The sequence below is a fragment of the Pseudomonas sp. 5.2 genome (assembly GCF_059025405.1).
This window is the reverse complement of the sequence record NZ_JBYBHH010000017.1, coordinates 83,849-99,970: the sequence shown is the minus strand read 5'-3', so window position 1 is coordinate 99,970 and position 16,122 is coordinate 83,849. Positions and strand designations below refer to the sequence as shown.

General features: G+C 62.7%; 15 protein-coding genes. 5 read left to right on the top strand and 10 right to left on the bottom strand.

Translation table 11 applies throughout. The annotated features are described in order from the left end of the window. The first annotated feature begins 291 nt into the window (after nt 1–291). Nucleotides 292–1,971, top strand: coding sequence for an MFS transporter (locus AC5PZ0_RS22810; protein WP_027596216.1), 1,680 nt, complete (start codon nt 292–294; stop codon nt 1,969–1,971). Nucleotides 1,972–2,337: 366 nt separating this feature from the next. Here the strand turns inward: AC5PZ0_RS22810 and AC5PZ0_RS22805 are convergent, their stop codons facing one another. Next, nucleotides 2,338–2,907, bottom strand: coding sequence for a hypothetical protein (locus AC5PZ0_RS22805; RefSeq protein WP_493855796.1), 570 nt, complete (start codon nt 2,905–2,907; stop codon nt 2,338–2,340). A gap of 85 nt (nt 2,908–2,992) precedes the next feature. Beyond that, nucleotides 2,993–3,379 (bottom strand): VOC family protein, encoded by a 387-nt coding sequence (locus AC5PZ0_RS22800; RefSeq protein ID WP_027596218.1) that lies wholly within the window; start codon nt 3,377–3,379, stop codon nt 2,993–2,995. A 500-nt stretch (nt 3,380–3,879) separates the two neighbouring features. Here AC5PZ0_RS22800 and AC5PZ0_RS22795 point away from each other — a divergent pair, with 500 nt between their 5' ends. Further along, nucleotides 3,880–4,785 (top strand): LysR family transcriptional regulator, encoded by a 906-nt coding sequence (locus AC5PZ0_RS22795; RefSeq protein WP_027596219.1) that lies wholly within the window; start codon nt 3,880–3,882, stop codon nt 4,783–4,785. A 36-nt stretch (nt 4,786–4,821) separates the two neighbouring features. Here the strand turns inward: AC5PZ0_RS22795 and AC5PZ0_RS22790 are convergent, their stop codons facing one another. Beyond that, nucleotides 4,822–5,295 carry a YMGG-like glycine zipper-containing protein gene (locus AC5PZ0_RS22790; RefSeq protein ID WP_085273138.1) on the bottom strand — a complete coding sequence of 158 codons (474 nt, stop codon included), beginning with the start codon at nt 5,293–5,295 and terminating at the stop codon, nt 4,822–4,824. 58 nt (nt 5,296–5,353) lie between these two features. Continuing rightward, on the bottom strand, nt 5,354–5,941 hold the full coding sequence (locus AC5PZ0_RS22785; protein WP_027596221.1) for a TetR/AcrR family transcriptional regulator: 588 nt from the start codon (nt 5,939–5,941) through the stop codon (nt 5,354–5,356). A 103-nt stretch (nt 5,942–6,044) separates the two neighbouring features. Between AC5PZ0_RS22785 and AC5PZ0_RS22780 the strand changes: the two genes are divergently transcribed. Then, on the top strand, nt 6,045–7,253 hold the full coding sequence (locus AC5PZ0_RS22780; RefSeq protein WP_493855795.1) for an MFS transporter: 1,209 nt from the start codon (nt 6,045–6,047) through the stop codon (nt 7,251–7,253). On the opposite strand, the gene AC5PZ0_RS22775 is transcribed toward AC5PZ0_RS22780, so the two are convergent. The 4 genes from AC5PZ0_RS22775 to AC5PZ0_RS22760 all read right to left on the bottom strand — a co-directional run bounded on the left by AC5PZ0_RS22775 (nt 7,205) and on the right by AC5PZ0_RS22760 (nt 12,399). Then, complete coding sequence (locus AC5PZ0_RS22775; protein ID WP_493855794.1) at nt 7,205–8,764, bottom strand: MDR family MFS transporter; 1,560 nt, start codon at nt 8,762–8,764, stop codon at nt 7,205–7,207. The two genes, AC5PZ0_RS22780 and AC5PZ0_RS22775, sit on opposite strands and share 49 nt — an antisense overlap. A gap of 53 nt (nt 8,765–8,817) precedes the next feature. Then, nucleotides 8,818–9,480: a TetR/AcrR family transcriptional regulator gene (locus AC5PZ0_RS22770; RefSeq protein ID WP_265969716.1), complete on the bottom strand. Its 663-nt coding sequence runs from the start codon at nt 9,478–9,480 to the stop codon at nt 8,818–8,820. A 122-nt stretch (nt 9,481–9,602) separates the two neighbouring features. Then, nucleotides 9,603–11,357 carry a phosphoethanolamine transferase CptA gene (locus tag AC5PZ0_RS22765; protein ID WP_493855793.1) on the bottom strand — a complete coding sequence of 585 codons (1,755 nt, stop codon included), beginning with the start codon at nt 11,355–11,357 and terminating at the stop codon, nt 9,603–9,605. Nucleotides 11,358–11,490: 133 nt separating this feature from the next. Then, nucleotides 11,491–12,399: a DMT family transporter gene (locus tag AC5PZ0_RS22760; protein WP_493855792.1), complete on the bottom strand. Its 909-nt coding sequence runs from the start codon at nt 12,397–12,399 to the stop codon at nt 11,491–11,493. A gap of 114 nt (nt 12,400–12,513) precedes the next feature. Here AC5PZ0_RS22760 and AC5PZ0_RS22755 point away from each other — a divergent pair, with 114 nt between their 5' ends. Then, entirely contained in the window at nt 12,514–13,329 is an 816-nt protein-coding gene (locus AC5PZ0_RS22755; protein WP_265969719.1) for a helix-turn-helix transcriptional regulator, read from the top strand. A gap of 61 nt (nt 13,330–13,390) precedes the next feature. Beyond that, nucleotides 13,391–13,549, top strand: coding sequence for a DUF2986 domain-containing protein (locus AC5PZ0_RS22750; RefSeq protein ID WP_081717545.1), 159 nt, complete (start codon nt 13,391–13,393; stop codon nt 13,547–13,549). 156 nt (nt 13,550–13,705) lie between these two features. On the opposite strand, the gene AC5PZ0_RS22745 is transcribed toward AC5PZ0_RS22750, so the two are convergent. Together AC5PZ0_RS22745 and AC5PZ0_RS22740 are read right to left on the bottom strand one after the other, a co-directional pair. Beyond that, nucleotides 13,706–15,154, bottom strand: a complete 1,449-nt coding sequence (locus tag AC5PZ0_RS22745) for an aldehyde dehydrogenase family protein (protein WP_493855791.1) — start codon at nt 15,152–15,154, stop codon at nt 13,706–13,708. Then, nucleotides 15,151–16,119 (bottom strand): NAD(P)-dependent oxidoreductase, encoded by a 969-nt coding sequence (locus AC5PZ0_RS22740; RefSeq protein ID WP_493855790.1) that lies wholly within the window; start codon nt 16,117–16,119, stop codon nt 15,151–15,153. Before AC5PZ0_RS22740 ends, AC5PZ0_RS22745 begins: the two co-directional genes overlap by 4 nt. Nucleotides 16,120–16,122: the final 3 nt, after the last annotated feature.

Below are 16,122 nucleotides of genomic sequence, written 5' to 3'. Positions count from 1 at the left end.
GCCCCGACAAGCCAGCTTCCACAGGGATAGCGTATGTCTTGAGAATTCACTTCACCTGTGGGGTTAACTGTCTTGTTCGAGTTTCGGGGGCAGTCCACCCTGTGGCCGCTCGCCATCAAGGCGAGTGGATATCCCCGCAAAGCCGATTATGCTTCAGATACCTTGCTGCGATTCGAGGCGGCCTGCCTCGTCGTGCTTCGCGCAACCAATGCAAGCCCTAGGGCCTGGGTGCGACGGTGAAATGGGTGTGAGGTACTCCGGCCTGCGATAACGACAAGACGGAGGCAACCCATGGCGGTTCTCGACAGCGCATCCACGGGCAGTAGCGCGCCCCAACGCGGTATCACCCGGGAGGAGCGCAAGGTCATCTTCGCATCATCCCTGGGCACAGTGTTCGAATGGTACGACTTTTACCTGTACGGCTCACTGGCCGCGATCATCGCCAAGCACTTCTTTGCCGGCGTCAATGAAACCACCTCGTTCATCTTCGCCCTCTTAGCGTTTGCCGCAGGCTTTGCCGTGCGGCCGTTCGGGGCCATTGTGTTCGGCCGCCTCGGTGACTTGATCGGGCGCAAGCACACCTTCCTGATCACCATCGTCATCATGGGCCTGTCCACGGCGCTGGTCGGGTTGTTGCCCAGCTATGCGTCGATTGGCGTGGCGGCGCCGGTCATCCTGATCAGCCTGCGCCTGTTGCAGGGCCTGGCACTGGGCGGTGAATACGGCGGCGCGGCGACCTACGTGGCCGAACATGCACCCAAGGGCCGGCGTGGCTTCTTTACTGCCTGGATCCAGACCACCGCGACGCTGGGGCTGTTCCTGTCGCTGCTGGTGATCATGGCCTGCCGCACGGCCATGGGCACCGAGGCGTTCGAGGCATGGGGCTGGCGCATTCCGTTCTTGCTGTCGATCCTGCTGTTGGCCATTTCGGTGTACATCCGCATGCAGCTCAACGAGTCGCCGGTGTTCTTGAAGATGAAGGCCGAGGGCAAGGCGTCCAAGGCGCCGTTGACCGAGTCGTTCGCCCGTTGGGAAAACCTCAAGGTGGTGATCATGTCGCTGCTTGGCGGCACCGCCGGCCAGGCGGTGGTGTGGTACACCGGGCAGTTCTATGCGCTGTTCTTCCTGTTGCAGACGCTCAAGATCGACCCGCAGACTGCCAACTTGCTCATCGCAGGTTCGCTGCTGATCGGCACGCCGTTCTTCATCATCTTTGGCAGCCTGTCGGACCGCATCGGCCGCAAGAAGATCATCATGGCCGGTTGCATCATCGCTGCGCTGACCTACTTCCCGATCTTCAAGGCGCTGACCGAGTACGGCAACCCGGACGTGTTCGTCGCCCAGGAGCAGAACCCGGTCGTGGTGGTAGCTGACCCTGGCCAGTGCGCGTTCCAGTTCGACCCGGTGGGCAAGGCCAAATTCACCAGCTCCTGCGACATCGCCAAGAGCCTGCTGGCCAAGCGGGCGATCCCGTATTCGAACGAGAAGGCCGAGCCTGGTAGCGTGGCGCAGATCCGGATTGGCGAGCGGGTGATCCCAAGCTTTGATGGCCGCAGCCTGGCCGCCGCCGACCTCAAGACGCAGAGCGATGCCTTTACCGCCACCCTCGTCGGGGCGCTGAAGGAGGCGGGCTACCCCGAGAAGGCCGACCCTGCGAAGATTCACTACCCGATGGTGCTGTTGCTGCTGACCATCCTGGTGATCTACGTGACCATGGTCTACGGGCCGATTGCGGCCTGGCTGGTCGAGCTGTTCCCGGCGCGCATCCGCTATACCTCGATGTCGTTGCCGTACCACATCGGCAACGGCTGGTTCGGCGGCTTCCTGCCGACCGTGGCGTTTGCCATGGTGGCGGCGACCGGGGATATCTACTACGGCTTGTGGTACCCGATCGTGATTGCGCTGATGACGGCGGTGCTGGGGATCTTCTTCATGCCAGAGACCAAGGACCGCGATATCAGCCACACCTGAATCAGGCTAAGGAACCCGTGTAGGAGCAGCCTTGTGCTGCGAAGAGGCCGGTGACAGCAGCGAAGATCTCCGTTGCTATCCTCGGCCTCTTCGCAGCACAAGGCTGCTCCTACCGAAGCGTGAATGGCCCGCCTCAGTCAAAATACCCTCGCAGGGTAAAGATGTACCCGGTATCCACCCCGGTGGCTTCCCCGAAGTGCTGGGGATCTTGCCGCGATATTAGCCACACCTGAGTCAGGCTATGGGACCCGTGTAGGAGCAGCCTTGTGCTGCGAAGAGGCCGGTGATAGCAGCGAAGATCTACGTTGTTATCCCCGGCCTCTTCGCAGCACAAGGCTGCTCCTACCGAAGCGTGAATGGCCCGCCTCAGTCAAAATACCCTCGCAGGGTAAAGACGTACCCGGTATCCACCCCGGTGGCTTCCCCGCGGCTCCAGCGCTTGTTCAATACGAACTCGAACGCCGGCTCGTACAACCCGTCCCGCACTACTGCACCACCGAGCACCTCCACGTCATACCAGCCATTGTCCAGCTCGATGATCGGCCGCCCAGGTGCCTGGTAGCGTGCCAGCAGATCGCCGAGGGCCTTGTTGGTGAAGTGCTGCAGGATGCGCCAGGTGTACAGCATCAACGCGCGGTGCTCAACGCGCAGTACGTAGCCGGCACGCTGATGCTTCAGGCGGCTACCCGGCTCACGCAGGGCAGGGGTGTGACCATCGAGGGTGAAGATGATCCGATAGGGCAGGTTATCGATGCCGGCAATGGGCAGCACCACACCTTCGCGCACCGCCTTGTCACCGCTGTCGTCATGGGTGAATGCGTGGGCCAAGTCGTCCGCCAAGTCGTTGTCTTGCTTAAACCGCTCAAGCAACTGAATGTCGCCGACCAGGAAGTAATCGATCAGGTCGTTGAGGACCTCACTGAATTCGTGGCGCATTTGTTTTCCTTGTTGGCTGCGCAAGTAAGCAAAGGCAACTATAGCGGACGGCGGGCCACGGGTGCCCGCCAGGCGGGGGTGGCCGTTAGTGTTTCTGGGCGATCTGGATCAAGTTGCCACAGGTGTCGTCGAACACAGCCACGGTGACCGGGCCTGCGGCCGTTGGCGGTTGGGTGAACTGCACGCCGGCCGCGCACAGACGGGTGTATTCAGCCTGGATGTCGCGCACACCGAACGAGGTTACAGGGATGCCGTCCTGCTTGAGCGCAGCCTTGTACACCTTGGCGGCAGGGTGGGCATCAGGCTCTAGTAGCAGCTCGACGCCGTTTGGCTCGTGGGGTGAGGTCAGGGTAAGCCAGCGGTGCCGGCCCAGGGGGATGTCATGTTTGGGCATGAAGCCGAGCACGTAGTGATAGAAAGCCAAGGCCTTGGCCTGGTCGTCGACAAGAATACTGGTGACAACGATCTTCATAGGCGCACACCGTTTTTTGGGACTTGTCCACTTTCAGTAAAGACCTTTTGGGCAGCGCCGGGGTTCATTTCAGTGTGCAGGGGCTGGGGCATTTCCCGGTGGGTATGGGCGCGAGCAGGTTGTAGCTTGAATGGGCAATTCACATAAACCGGAGAAATGACCATGCAAGATGAACCGAAGAACGAATCGCCATCCCTTGATCACCTCGAGCACGTGGAGGAAGTGGTAACTCAGAAAACCGTATCGTGGCGTACCCGAGGTGCAGCCCCTGTAGTCGGCATGCCTTGTGCGCCAGGCTACAAGCGCGTCGGTGACGAGTGCGTGTTAGCGAACATTCCCTTTGAGTGAGCCGCGTAACGGGGGGCGCATGGCGCCCCTCACTAAAAAACATGCTCAAGCCATAGGTAAATCCTTCATCACCCAATCCCCCGCCAGCCAGGCGCCACGTTAAAGTGACAGGCAAAATACCAGCGCGCCCAGGCGGCGCCGGAGAGGTGCCTGTGGCTTCCTATACCTTGCGACAACTCAAGTATTTCGTCACCACCGTGGAGGCTGGCAGTGTCGCCGAGGCCTCGCGCCAGCTCTACATCGCCCAGCCTTCGATCTCCACGGCCATCAAAAGCCTGGAAGAAAGCTTCGGCGTACAACTGTTCATCCGCCACCACGCCCAAGGTGTGTCGCTGACACCCAGCGGCAAGCGTTTCTACGCCAAGACCAAATCGCTGCTGCAGATGGCCCACGAGTTCGAGCAGAACGCCCTAGCCGATAACGACACCGTTGCCGGGCAAATCGATATCGGCTGTTTCGAGACGGTGGCGCCGCTGTACCTGCCGCGCCTGATCGCCGGCTTTCGCGAACGCTACCCTGGCGTTGACATCCGCCTGCGCGATGGCGAGCAGCAGGACCTGATTCAGGGCCTGACCGCCGGCACCTTCGACCTGGCGTTTCTCTACGACCACGACCTGGACGGCACCATCGAGGCCGAGCCGCTGATGCCGCCGCAAAAACCCTATGTGCTGTTGCCCGAAAAGCACCGCTTTGCCGGGCAAAGCCAGGTCTCGCTGCGCGATCTCTGCCCCGAGCCGATGATTCTGCTGGACGTGGCGCCCAGCCGGACCTACTTCGTCAGCCTGTTCAACGAAATGGGCCTGACCCCGAACATCGTCTTCAGCTCGCCGTCGATCGAGATGGTGCGCGGGATGGTGGGGCAGGGGTTCGGCTTTTCGCTGTTGGTCACCCGCCCACATTCGGAATGCACCTACGATGGGCAGCGCCTGGCGATGGTCGATATCGCCGAACCTGTGGCGCTGTCGGGGCTGGCGGCAGCCCGCTTGAAGCGGGTTCAGTTGACCAAGCCGGCACAACTGTTCGTCGAGTTTTGCCGGGAAGAACTGGCCAAGTTCTAATGCCTGCCGTCGGCCTGACCTTGGTGCATCAAACGTTCAAGGGTTGACCTGGTACCCACGCCCTTGCAGGCAACCGCTGTACGCGCTGGCATGGGCCGAGCTCTGTGCTTCGCCCTGGGTACGCCGGTCCTGGCGGCGATCCTGGCGCTGGCGCATGCCACCCACTGCCGCACCGGCAGCGGCGGTTTCACCGGCGCGGTTTTGCCGGTATTGCTGCTTGGCATCGTCGCTGGCCCGGTCGTATAGCTCTTCATGCTGATTGCCGCGGACCTGTGCACCCACGGCACCTGCTGCTGCGCCAGCTGCCGCGCCGCGTACCCGGCCACCAACGTGGGCATCGCTGGATGTCGAGGCGCTGTTTGCGGCATTGGTGGCGACGGTATTGCAATCATTGATGTCCAATTGCATCTGCTGGCTGCTCTGGCCTTTCAGCGGTACCACTGACTGCGCCTGGGCGGCAGGTGCTGTGCACAGTAGCACCAGCAGGTAACTCCATGTGAGCGAACGCATGGCACACCTCCTGTGGGCGTGAACCCCCTCTCACAGGATAGTCCGCCTGCGCGGTTTTTCAGCAGGGGTTGCGCAGCCCTTTGAGCATCAGTTCCATGGCGTCCAGGGCCTGCTCCAGCCTTTGGCCTTGGCCCTCTTCTTCGGCAATCCAGAATGCCGTTTCTGCGAGGCCCCCGCAGATTAGCGACGCCAACGCCTGTGGATTGGCCTGGGCGACCACGCCCTGCGCCATCAACTGCTCCAGCATGCTGCGCAGCGACGCGACGCAGTGCAGCTGCGCTTGCGGGGTAGGGGCACCCAATACGGCACGCCCATCACGCAACACGATGCGCTGAATCTCCGGCTCGCGGGCCATTTCCAGGTAGGCGCGGCAGCGGTTGCGAAAGCCCTCCCAGGGGTCGCTGGCCGTGTCGGAAATCGCGTGCAGCCGCGCGTCCATTTCTGCGTCGATTTGCGCGATAACGGCGGCCAAAAGGCCCTTCTTGTCGCCGAAATGATGATAAAGGGCACCACGGGTGAGGTTGGCCTGGGCCGTCAGGTCGTCCATCGATGTCTCACCATAACCACGTTCGCTGAAAACCTGGCGAGCGGTCTCCAGCAGGGTGGCGCGGGTCTGTTCCATGTCGGCGCGGGTACGTCTGACCATTGGGGCTCCTGGAAATGCGGCTTTACATTCAGTGCGTATGATAATAGGGTTTTAATCATACGGTTTGTATGTAAGCCGCTTTTTTCGATACGGAGAGTCGATCATGCTCAACCCTTACCGCCAGCTGTTCCAGGCAAAAGGCACGGCCGGCTTCGCCTTGGCAGGCCTGGTGGCACGTTTGCCTTTGCCAATGACGGGCATCGGCATCATCACCCTGCTCTCGCAGCTACGCGGTAGCTATGCCTTGGCGGGGGCCGTGGCAGCGACGTTCGTGTTGACCTATGCGCTGATGTCGCCGCAGGTGTCCCGCTTGGTCGACCGGCACGGGCAGCGCCGTGTGCTGCCCGCCGCTGCAGGCTTGTGTGTGGTGGGCCTGTTGGTGCTGCTGGCCTGTACCTGGTGGCAAGCGCCCGATTGGGGGCTGTTCGTCGGGGCCGCGTTGGCGGGCTTCATGCCCAGCATGTCGGCGATGGTGCGTGCGCGCTGGACGGCGCTGTACCGGGGCACGCCGCAGTTGCAGGTGGCGTATTCCCTGGAGACGGTGCTCGACGAGGTCACCTTTATTGCTGGCCCGCCGGTGTCGGTGGGGCTCTGCGTGGGCGTGCTGCCCCAGGCCGGGCCATTGGTCGCGGCGCTGCTGTTGGCGATCGGGGTGTTCGCCTTGGTCGCTCAAACCGGCAGCGAACCGCCCGTGGATGCAGACGCGGGTGCATCGAAAGGCCAGGGCTCGGTGTTGCAGCACTGGGATGTTCGGCTGCTGGCGTTGCTGATGGTGGCCATGGGCGTGATCGTGGGCAGCGTCGACATCGTCAGCGTGGCTTTCGCCGAACAGGCCGGCATGCCGGCACTGGCCAGCGTGGTATTGGCGTGCTACGCCGTCGGCTCCTGCGCTGCAGGCCTGGTATTCGGGGCCTTGAAATTGCCAACGCCTTTGCACCGGCTGCTGTTGCTGGGCGGCCTGGCGACAGCAGTGACGACCTTGCCGTTGCTGCTGGCTGACAGCGTCTTCGGGCTAGCTGCCGCCGTCTTGCTGGCGGGCCTGTTCTTTGCGCCGACGCTGATCGTGGCGATGTCGCTGGTGGAGCGCCGTGTGCCCGCACAGCAGCTCACCGAGGGCATGACCTGGCTGCTGGCGGGGTTGAATGTCGGTGTCGCGCTGGGGGCGGTGGCGTCCGGGCAGGTGGTCGACTTGGTGGGCGCCAAGGCGGGTTATCAAGTCGCGGTGGTCGCGGGGGTGGCGGTCGCGTTGGTGGCGCTTTACAGCTATCGACGGCTGGGCACAGCGACGGGTGCAGCCTTGTCAGGCGCTTGAGCCCGGCGCAGTGGCACCTCGCGCAGCAGCCACGACAAGGCGAATGCCACACTGGTAATCAGGCAGGCCATCAGGAACACCTCGTGCATGGCGGCAGAAAACGCTTCCAGGTAAGTCTGTTGCAAGGCGGCCGGCAATGCATGCACCGCGGTGGGTGACAGGCTGGCCGCTGCCCCAGCCTGGCTGGCGAAGTCACCGCTCAGTTGCCCCAGCAACGCATGGGAAAACAATGCGCCGAACAGCGACACGCCGATGGAGCCGCCAATCGAGCGGAACAGCGTGGCGCCAGACGTCGCCACGCCCATGTGGCGGGGCTCGACACTGTTCTGCACGGCCAGGATCAGCACCTGCATGACCATGCCCAGCCCGGCACCCAGCAGGCCCATGTAGACGTTCATCAACGCCATGGGGGTGTGCAGGTCGAGCCGGCTGAGCAGGCCCAGGGCAATCACCTGCAGCAGGGTGCCGACGATTGGGAAGATCCGGTAGCGGCCCCAGCGACTGATCAGCCGCCCGGTAATCGCCGACACCACCAGCAGGCCGCCCATCAACGGCAGCATCTGCAAGCCGGCACTGGTCGGCGTGGCGTTTTTCACCACCTGCATGTACAGCGGCAGGAAGGTCACCGCGCCGAACAGCGACACCCCCACGATAAAGCCGATCAGGCCGGCGAGCACGAAGGTGCGATGGCGAAACAGGTGCAGTGGCATGATCGGTTCGGCGGCGCGGCGTTGTTCGAAAACGAAGCCGACCAGGCCGATCAGGGCGAACAACGCCAGGCACAGCACATCCAGCGAGGCCCACGGCAACAGGCTGCCGCCCAGGCTGGTGATGAGCACCACGGCCGCCAGGGCCACGGTCAGAAAGAACGCACCGATGTAGTCGACCACGTGTTTGACCGGGGCCACGTGTGTGCGGAACACGCCGCCGATCACCAGCAGCGCGAGCAGGCCCAGCGGCAGGTTGATGTAGAAGATCCAGTGCCAGGACAGGTGCTCCACCAGAAAACCGCCGATCAGCGGGCCTACCACCGTCGCCAGGCCGAACACACCGCCGAACAAGCCTTGGTAACGGCCGCGTTCGGCCGGCGCGATGACATCGCCGATCGCGGCCATCGCCACCACCATCAGGCCGCCGCCGCCCAAGCCTTGCAGGGCCCGGAAGGCGATCAGCTGGGCCATGTCTTGCGCCGCGCCGCACAGCGCCGAACCCAGCAGAAACAGCACGATGGCAATCTGCAATACCCGCTTGCGGCCATACAGGTCACCGAACTTGCCGTACAACGGCACTACCACCGTGGAGGCCAGCAGGTAGGCAGTGACGACCCAGGACAGCCAACGCAGCCCGCCAAGGTCGCTGACGATGGTCGGCAGCGCGGTCGAGACGATGGTCTGGTCGAGGGCCGCGAGGAACATCACCAGCATCAGTGCGGCCAGCAGCAGCGGGATAGACGTATGCGTATCCGCTGCGGCCTGCGCGGTAGGGGAGGTGTTATCGGCAGTCGAGTGCATGGGGCTGACCTGAACTGAGTGAGGCGTTCGTGGGGGCCGCGATCCGTGCGTGATCAGTTGACGCCCGCCTGGGCATACTGGCGGCCAACTTCCTGCAGGCCTGCGAGGGCGAAGCTGTATAGCTGGGCAGCCACTGCATCGCCGGGCATTTGAAGAATCTCGTGCAGCGCCCCGGAGCCGCCGCGCGGGCCGATCAGCAGCATGGCCCAGGGCGCGGTGACGCAGAGGATGCAGCGGGTGAGGGCAGGGGCCTCCACGGGGATGGCGGTGATTTCGCTGAACAGCCCCTTCAACAGCGCCAGCTTCAGCGGCGCTGCGGCCTGCAGGTGAGCCTGGCCGTGGGGGCTGGGGGCGAGGATTTCGGCGGCCAGCACACGCAGGTGCCAATTGTCCTGGGCCTGGGAGGCCTTGCGAACCACCAGCTCTACCAATACCCGCAGTTTTTCTGCCGCCGGCTGTGTGCCCTGGGTGATCCGCTGCAAGTCGCTGATATCCAGAAAGCGCTGGCGCGCCTCGTCGAGCACGGCCAGGTACAGGCCATTGCGGCTGCCAAAGTGGTAGTTGATCGACGCCAGGTCGACCTCTGCCTTGGCGGCCACAGCCTTGTTGCTGGTTTCGGCATAACCGAGCGCGGCGAACAGTTCACCGGCGGATTCCAGGATCCGAGTACGGGTGACGGCACCGTCCTTGCGGGGTTCTCGGGGGGCTGCGGGCATGGCGGGCTCTGCGCTGTGGGGAGTAGGCAGAGCTTGTAACAGGCTTAGTCTAAAATCAATTTAAATTTAATTTAAGCGCCGACCGGGCGCGGCGCAAGGCCGCTCCCGGTGGTTGTGAGGGGTTATTTCACGTTGCTGGCCGTCTCCTGCACATGCTCGGCCTTGTCCTGTGGCAGGTGGTCGAACTCGCGCAGGCCGTTGTTGCGGTAGGGGTCACCGATCCAGCGCGGCACAACCTCGAACTGCGGGTTGACGATGCTTTTGGCAGGCTCGTACAGGTCATAGCTGAGCCCGGCCAGATCGGACAGCGTGTGAATCAGGTGCGAACTGCTGTAAGCACGGTTGGCCGTGGCCTGCAGGTCGCGCGGGTGGGCCGCTTGCCAGCTCGGCGAGGTCCACAGCAGGAACGGGATGGTGTACATCGGCCGGGTTGGGGCGCCTTCGTTGCGCCCCAGGCGGTCGTGATCGCCCGAGCTGTAAACATCCTCACCGTGGTCGGAGAGGTACAGCAAAAAGCCGTTGGGGGTGGTGGCCGAGTAGCGCTTGATCAGGCTCGACACCACGTGGTCGTTGTAGCGCACTGCGTTGTCATAGAAGTTGTAGGTTTCCACCTCGCTGGGCGAAAGCTTGGCCGGCACGCCCTGGCGATCGCTGAAATGCTGGAAGGCATTCGGGTAGCGGTAGCGGTAATCCATGTGCGTGCCCAGCAGATGGATGATGATGAACTTGTTTGGCGCTGGGTCTTGCAGGGCTTTCTCGAACGGGTCCAGCACCACTTCGTCGTACTGGCTGGCGTTTTGGTTGCGCTGGTTGTTCAGGTAGACCGGCACGTCCGTTTGCTGGGAGAAGGTGGTCAGCATGGTGTTGCGCTTGGTCATGGTCTGCTGGTTGGTGATCCAGAAGGTCTTGTAGCCTGCCTGTTTCATCAAGTTGATCAGCGACGGGTCGGTGAGGAAGCGGTCCGGGTGCTGTTCGTCACCAAAGGTCAGGATCTGCTGCATCACTTCGATGGTGTAGGGGCGTGGCGACACCACGTTGCTGAACACCGTCAGGCCCTTGTCGCTGGCGGCCAGCGCATCGAGGTTGGGGGTGGTATCGCGCGGGTAGCCGTACAGGTGCATGTGCTCGCGGGTGGTCGATTCGCCCAGCACCAGGACCAACGTGCGCGGCGCGTCACCGCTGCTGTTGCGCAGGTTCTGCAAGGGCGGCAGCGCAGCGTTCTGCGCCAACAGTTCCTGCATGTTGTTCAGCTGTTGGCGGTATTGCTTGTAGCCGACCAGCAACTGCCACGGCACGGCAGGTTCCATGCGCTGCTGAACCTTTTCGGCAGCGTCGGCAAAGTTGCGTTCCTGGGTGACCATCTGTTTGTAGAAGGGGTACACCAGGTTGGCCACCAGCAGCAGGACAACCACCGGAATGCGGCTGCGCAAGGGCAGCGTGACCGGGCGCACGCGCTTGTACAGCAGCACGGCCACCACGGTATACAGCAGCAGCGCCAGGCCCAGCCAGAGGCTGAAGTATTGGCTGAAATACTCGCCAGCCTCCGCGGTATTGGATTCGAACATCACGAAGATGACGCTTTGCGAGAACTCCTGGCGATAGATGCCGAAGTAGCTCAGGCCGACCAGCGAGGCGGCCCACAGCACCAGGCCGATGACTGCCGCGGTGGCGCGGGTAAAGCGCGGTAGCAGCAGTACAGGGGCCAGCCACAGGCTGCTGAGAAACAGCGCATCGCGAAAGCCGGCAAAGCCGGTGGTGCCACTGAACAGCAGCAGCGCCTGGGTAACGCCGGAGAAATACCAGAAGAACAGCAGGAGCCAGCCCAGGCCGGCCCAGTCCACGCCTTTGCGCGTGGGGATTTTTTTAATAGCTGACACGTATGCCTCGTAGAACCTTGGCAGCCACCCAATGTGCGCGTGGCCGGAAAGGGCGTGACGCTAATCTGAAGGTTGTGAAAATAACGTCAAGGCGCAGCGCAATGAGACGGGATGCACGCCCGCCCGGGGCGTTTCAGGTGGCCTCGGGCAGGGTCGCGTTGGCTTTTTTCGGGGGGCGGATCGAGCCGATGTACACCGCCACAATGGTCAGTAACGCACCGCACACCTGGAGCGTCGAGTTGGCCTTGCCGAGGAAGGCGATGTCGATGAAGTAGGTGATCACCGGCTCCAGCAGCAGGATCAAGCCCGCCAAGCCCAGGCTGATCGCGCCAATCGAACGGTTGACCAACAGCCAGCCGACGAACTGCACCAGCACGCCATAGATCACCAGCATCAGCCAGGTCTGCCCATCGTTGATCACCAGGCTCTCACCGTTGGCCAGGGCGTAGCCAAGCAAGACCAGCGCAGCCCACAGGCTCAGGTTGAGCATCTGCGCGATCTTGTCGCCACCGCCGTCGGGCAACTGGGTGTTGACCTTGAGGAAGTACACACAGACGGCATAGGCCAGCCCCGACAGTACCCCATAGATGACGCCCTTCATGCCCAGCGCACTGCTCATTTCTGGCATCAGCAACAGGTACAGCCCGATAAAGGCCAAGGTGATCGAGACGAGGAAGTTGGCCGAGGGCCGTTCCTTGAGCAGGTAAAAACCCAGGAAGGTCATGAAAAACACCTGGCAATTGGTCAGGATCGAACCGATGCCAGGGCCGACGATGTAGATGCTCTGGTGCCAGAGTGCCAGGTCGATGGCCAGAAACACGCCGGCAAGCCCGGTGTACAGCTGCGCCTTGAAGCCCTTGAGCATGACCGGCGTACGGCGCGCCTTGAGCAGCAGGAAGAACAGGATGGAGGCAAACAACATCCGGTAGAAGCCCGCGCCGCCGGCGCCTATCTGGGCGAATGCGACAGTCAAGGCGGAAAGGCTGAGCATCAACCCGCCGAACGTCAGTTCGAGGATTGCGCGGTTGTTGTTGGTCGACATGAGGGTACCCGTTGATCTGTGCCTGTTTAAGGCGTGATAACGTAGCCAGCTACCGTCGGAACGTATTGTAAAAAACTGCACACGCGGTGGTTGAGCTTGGGAGTGGGGGACAGGGTGAACAAGGACTTCGCTGCGTTCAGGCGCATACCTGAAGGGGGGTGTGAACTGCTGACCGCGCGATACAGCCACCAGGCGTTCGGCCGCCACTCGCATGATCGCTATGCCGTGGGCGTTATCAGCGCCGGCATGGAGCGCATGTACTACCGCGGTCGCCATGACCTGGGCGGGCCGGGGAGTGTGGTTACCATCAGCCCCGGGGAGATACACGATGGCGTGCCCGCCCATGAGCAGGGCTGGATGTACCGCATGCTGTATGTGGACCCGCACTGGCTCAATGGCACCTTGATGCCGAAGCAGGCCAGCGACTTCATCCACCTGTTCCGGGCTGCGTTCGCCGAGCGCCCGGCACTGGCCCGCACGTTTTTGCATCACCATCAAGCGCTCGAGGCGTCGCACTGTAGCCTGGAGCGAGAAAGCCTGTTGCTGGAGTTGCTGCCCTTGCTGTTCGCGCCCAGCGGCCTGTGCGATGCAGCCACCGAGGCCATCGAAACGCAGGCCGTGCAGCAGGTGCGGCACAAGCTCGAAGACGAATACGACCAGCACGTCTCGCTGGAGCACCTGGCCAGCCTGGTAGGCCTTGAGCCGTTGTACTTGATCCGGGTATTCAAGAAGAGCGTGGGCATCTCGCCCCACAGCTACCAGATCCAGGTGCGGGTCGCCCACGCCCAGCGCCTGTTGCGTGCAGGCCTGAGCATCGCCGATGCCGCCATCGCGTGCGGGTTCTTCGACCAGAGCCATTTGAACCGGGCATTCAAAAAGGTGGTGGGGCTGACGCCGGGCAGTTTTCGTAGCGGATATTCGCGGGTTTGATTTCTCAGGCGTACAGGTATGATGCCTACAGCGTAACCAGACCTACAGGCCCAGTGGAACCATGAACCGTCGTAAGAAGATCAAACAGTTGATGCAGGCGCATGCCAAGAAAGCCAGTGCCAAGCTGGCACCGAAAAGCAAGCCCAAGTACATCAGCAAAGCTGACCGGTTGAAGCTGGCAGAGGCTGCCGAAACTACGGTTGTCGAATCGCCGAGCTGATAAAACAGAATGGGGCCCGGCCAGACCATCGGCCGTTATGCATTTCCCTGTAGGAGCAGCCTTGTGCTGCGAAGAGGCCGGTGACAGCACAGTAAATCTTCGCTGCTGTCACCGGCCTCTCCGCAGCACAAGGCTGCTCCTACACAGTGCGTAAGGTCAGGCCAACTGGTACGTGGTTTTTACCCGTGTGAAGAACTGCCGTGCGTGAGTGCCTTGCTCTCGTGAGCCCAGGCTCGATGCACCATTGCCACCAAATGGCACGTGGTAATCCACCCCTGCCGTGGGCAGGTTGACCATGACCATGCCCGCCGAACTGTTGCGCTTGAAATGCTCGGCATGGCGCAGCGACGTGGTGACGATCCCGGCCGACAAACCAAACACGGTGTCCTCGGCAGCCGCAAACGCCTCGTCGTAGTCACGCACCTTCAGCACACTCAGTACCGGGCCGAAGATTTCTTCGCGGTAGATGCGCATCTGCGGCGTCACGTCGGTGAACAGCGCGGGCGTGAACAGGTATGCCCCAGCCTCGTTGTCGATGCGCTCCCCGCCACACACCAGCTTCGCGCCTTGCTCAAGGCCTGAGGCCACGTACGACAGGTTCTGCTCCAACTGCCGGCTATCGACCACGGGGCCTATGTCGGTGGTGGGCTGCAATGCATCGCCCACCTTCAGCGCCCGGGTACGCTCGGCCAGGCGCGCCACGAACGCGTCATGAATACCCGCGGTGACGATCACCCGGGAGCTAGCCGTGCAGCGTTGGCCGGTGCTGTAGAACGAGCCGTTCAATGCCACCTCCACGGCCTGCTCCAGGTTCGCATCGTCCAGCACGATCAATGGATTTTTGCCCCCCATCTCCAGTTGCACTTTCTTCATGCCATCGGCCGCCAGCCTGGCGATCTGCCGGCCGGTGTGCTCGGAGCCGGTGAAGCTGATGCCATCGACCAGCGGCGAGCGGATCAGGGTGTCACCCACGCTGCGGCCCGGCCCGATCACCAGGTTGAACACACCGGCGGGCAAACCGGCCCGCGAGATGATTTCGGCCAGCGCCCAGGCTGACGAGGGCACCAATTCGGCCGGCTTGAACACTACACAGTTGCCGAAACACAGGGCTGGGGCAATCTTCCAGGCTGGGATGGCGATCGGGAAGTTCCACGGCGCGATGATGGCGACCACGCCCAGCGGCTGAGTGAACACGTCGATGCCTACGTCCTGGCGTACCGACGGGTATTTTTCGCCTTCGGCGCGCAGGGCTTCCTGGGCGTAGAACTTGAACGAGCGGCCGGCACGGTCGACTTCGCCCAGTGCCTCACGTACCACCTTGCCTTCTTCGCGGGCCAGCAGCGTGGCCAGTTCTTCTCGGCGTGCGAGGATCTCGCTGCCGATAAAGTCCAGCGCATCGGCGCGTTGCTGCGGGTTGCTGCGCGCCCAGGCGGGAGCGGCGCGGCGGGCAGCAAGCAGGGCCTGTTCGGTCAGTGCCTGATCGGCGCGGGCGAAGCGCTCGATCACCTCGCTCGGGTTGGACGGGTTGCGGTTTTCCAGCACATCGCTGCCGCCTGGGGCGACGAAGGCGCCATCGACATAGCTGCTCTTGGTGACCAGGGTCATGCGGTTCGGCTCCTTTTTACGTTGGCTTGGCGGGCGACGAAGTCGCTGATGTTGTCCACGGCGCTGTCCATCAATTGCTGCATGGCATCTTCACTGCTCCAGGCGATGTGCGGGTTGAGCAAGAAATCATCGCGCTCGATCAGCTGGAACAGCGGGTTGCTCGGGTGCAGCGGCTCGTGCTCGACCACATCCAGCGCCACACCGCCCAGTCGGCCGTCCCGTAGCGCCTGGATCAGCGCAGCTTCGTTGACCACGCCGCCACGGCCGGTGTTGACCACCAGGGCGTCGGGCTTCATCAGGGCCAGTTGTTCGGCACCAATGAGGTTGTAGGTGTCGGGCGTCAGCGGGCAGTTGATCGACAGCACGTCGCAACTGCGCAGCAGTTCGGCCAGCGGTCGGCAGTCCGGCCCCTGGCGCTTGCCGCCACGGTCTTCAAACAGCACCTGCATGCCGAAGGCCCGCGCCAGGTGCGCCAGGCGCAAGGCGATCGGGCCGCTGCCGATGATTGCCAATTGCTTGTCGCGCACGTCACGGATGCGGTGGTTGAAGTAGATGTTCTGCTGTGGCTTCTCGCCCGCATGCACCTGGCGCATCAAACGCGTGAACGCGGCCGGGCGGCGGAACAGTTCGAGGATCATCGCCAGGCTGTGCTCGGCCACGGTATTGGCGGCATAGCCCGGCACACTGGCCACTTCGATGCCATGGGCATCGCAGTAATCGACATCGACGATATCGCGGCCGGTGAGGGCCAGCGAAATCATCTTCAGTTTCGGCAACTGGCGCAGGTGTTCCTCACGCAGCGGCACGCTGCAGGTAAAGGCGATGGTTGCGTCCTTGAGGTGTTCGAGCACCTGCTCGGGGTGGGTGTAGGCAAACTGCTGCCAGGTGTGCTCGCAGGCCGGGTGCTTGAGGCGGGTGGAGGGCGCCAGGCCCTCGTCGTCGAGCAGTACGATATGTTCGCTCACGGT

Bases quoted from the DNA above. Each gene is read 5' to 3' on its own strand.
- AC5PZ0_RS22760 (WP_493855792.1), bottom strand. From the start codon at position 12,399: ATGTCGACCAACAACAACCGCGCAATCCTCGAACTGACGTTCGGCGGG.
- AC5PZ0_RS22750 (WP_081717545.1), top strand. From the start codon at position 13,391: ATGAACCGTCGTAAGAAGATCAAACAGTTGATGCAGGCGCATGCCAAG.
- AC5PZ0_RS22805 (WP_493855796.1), bottom strand. From the start codon at position 2,907: ATGCGCCACGAATTCAGTGAGGTCCTCAACGACCTGATCGATTACTTC.
- AC5PZ0_RS22770 (WP_265969716.1), bottom strand. From the start codon at position 9,480: ATGCCCGCAGCCCCCCGAGAACCCCGCAAGGACGGTGCCGTCACCCGT.
- AC5PZ0_RS22790 (WP_085273138.1), bottom strand. From the start codon at position 5,295: ATGCGTTCGCTCACATGGAGTTACCTGCTGGTGCTACTGTGCACAGCA.
- AC5PZ0_RS22745 (WP_493855791.1), bottom strand. From the start codon at position 15,154: ATGACCCTGGTCACCAAGAGCAGCTATGTCGATGGCGCCTTCGTCGCC.
- AC5PZ0_RS22775 (WP_493855794.1), bottom strand. From the start codon at position 8,764: ATGCACTCGACTGCCGATAACACCTCCCCTACCGCGCAGGCCGCAGCG.
- AC5PZ0_RS22785 (WP_027596221.1), bottom strand. From the start codon at position 5,941: ATGGTCAGACGTACCCGCGCCGACATGGAACAGACCCGCGCCACCCTG.
- AC5PZ0_RS22810 (WP_027596216.1), top strand. From the start codon at position 292: ATGGCGGTTCTCGACAGCGCATCCACGGGCAGTAGCGCGCCCCAACGC.
- AC5PZ0_RS22780 (WP_493855795.1), top strand. From the start codon at position 6,045: ATGCTCAACCCTTACCGCCAGCTGTTCCAGGCAAAAGGCACGGCCGGC.
- AC5PZ0_RS22800 (WP_027596218.1), bottom strand. From the start codon at position 3,379: ATGAAGATCGTTGTCACCAGTATTCTTGTCGACGACCAGGCCAAGGCC.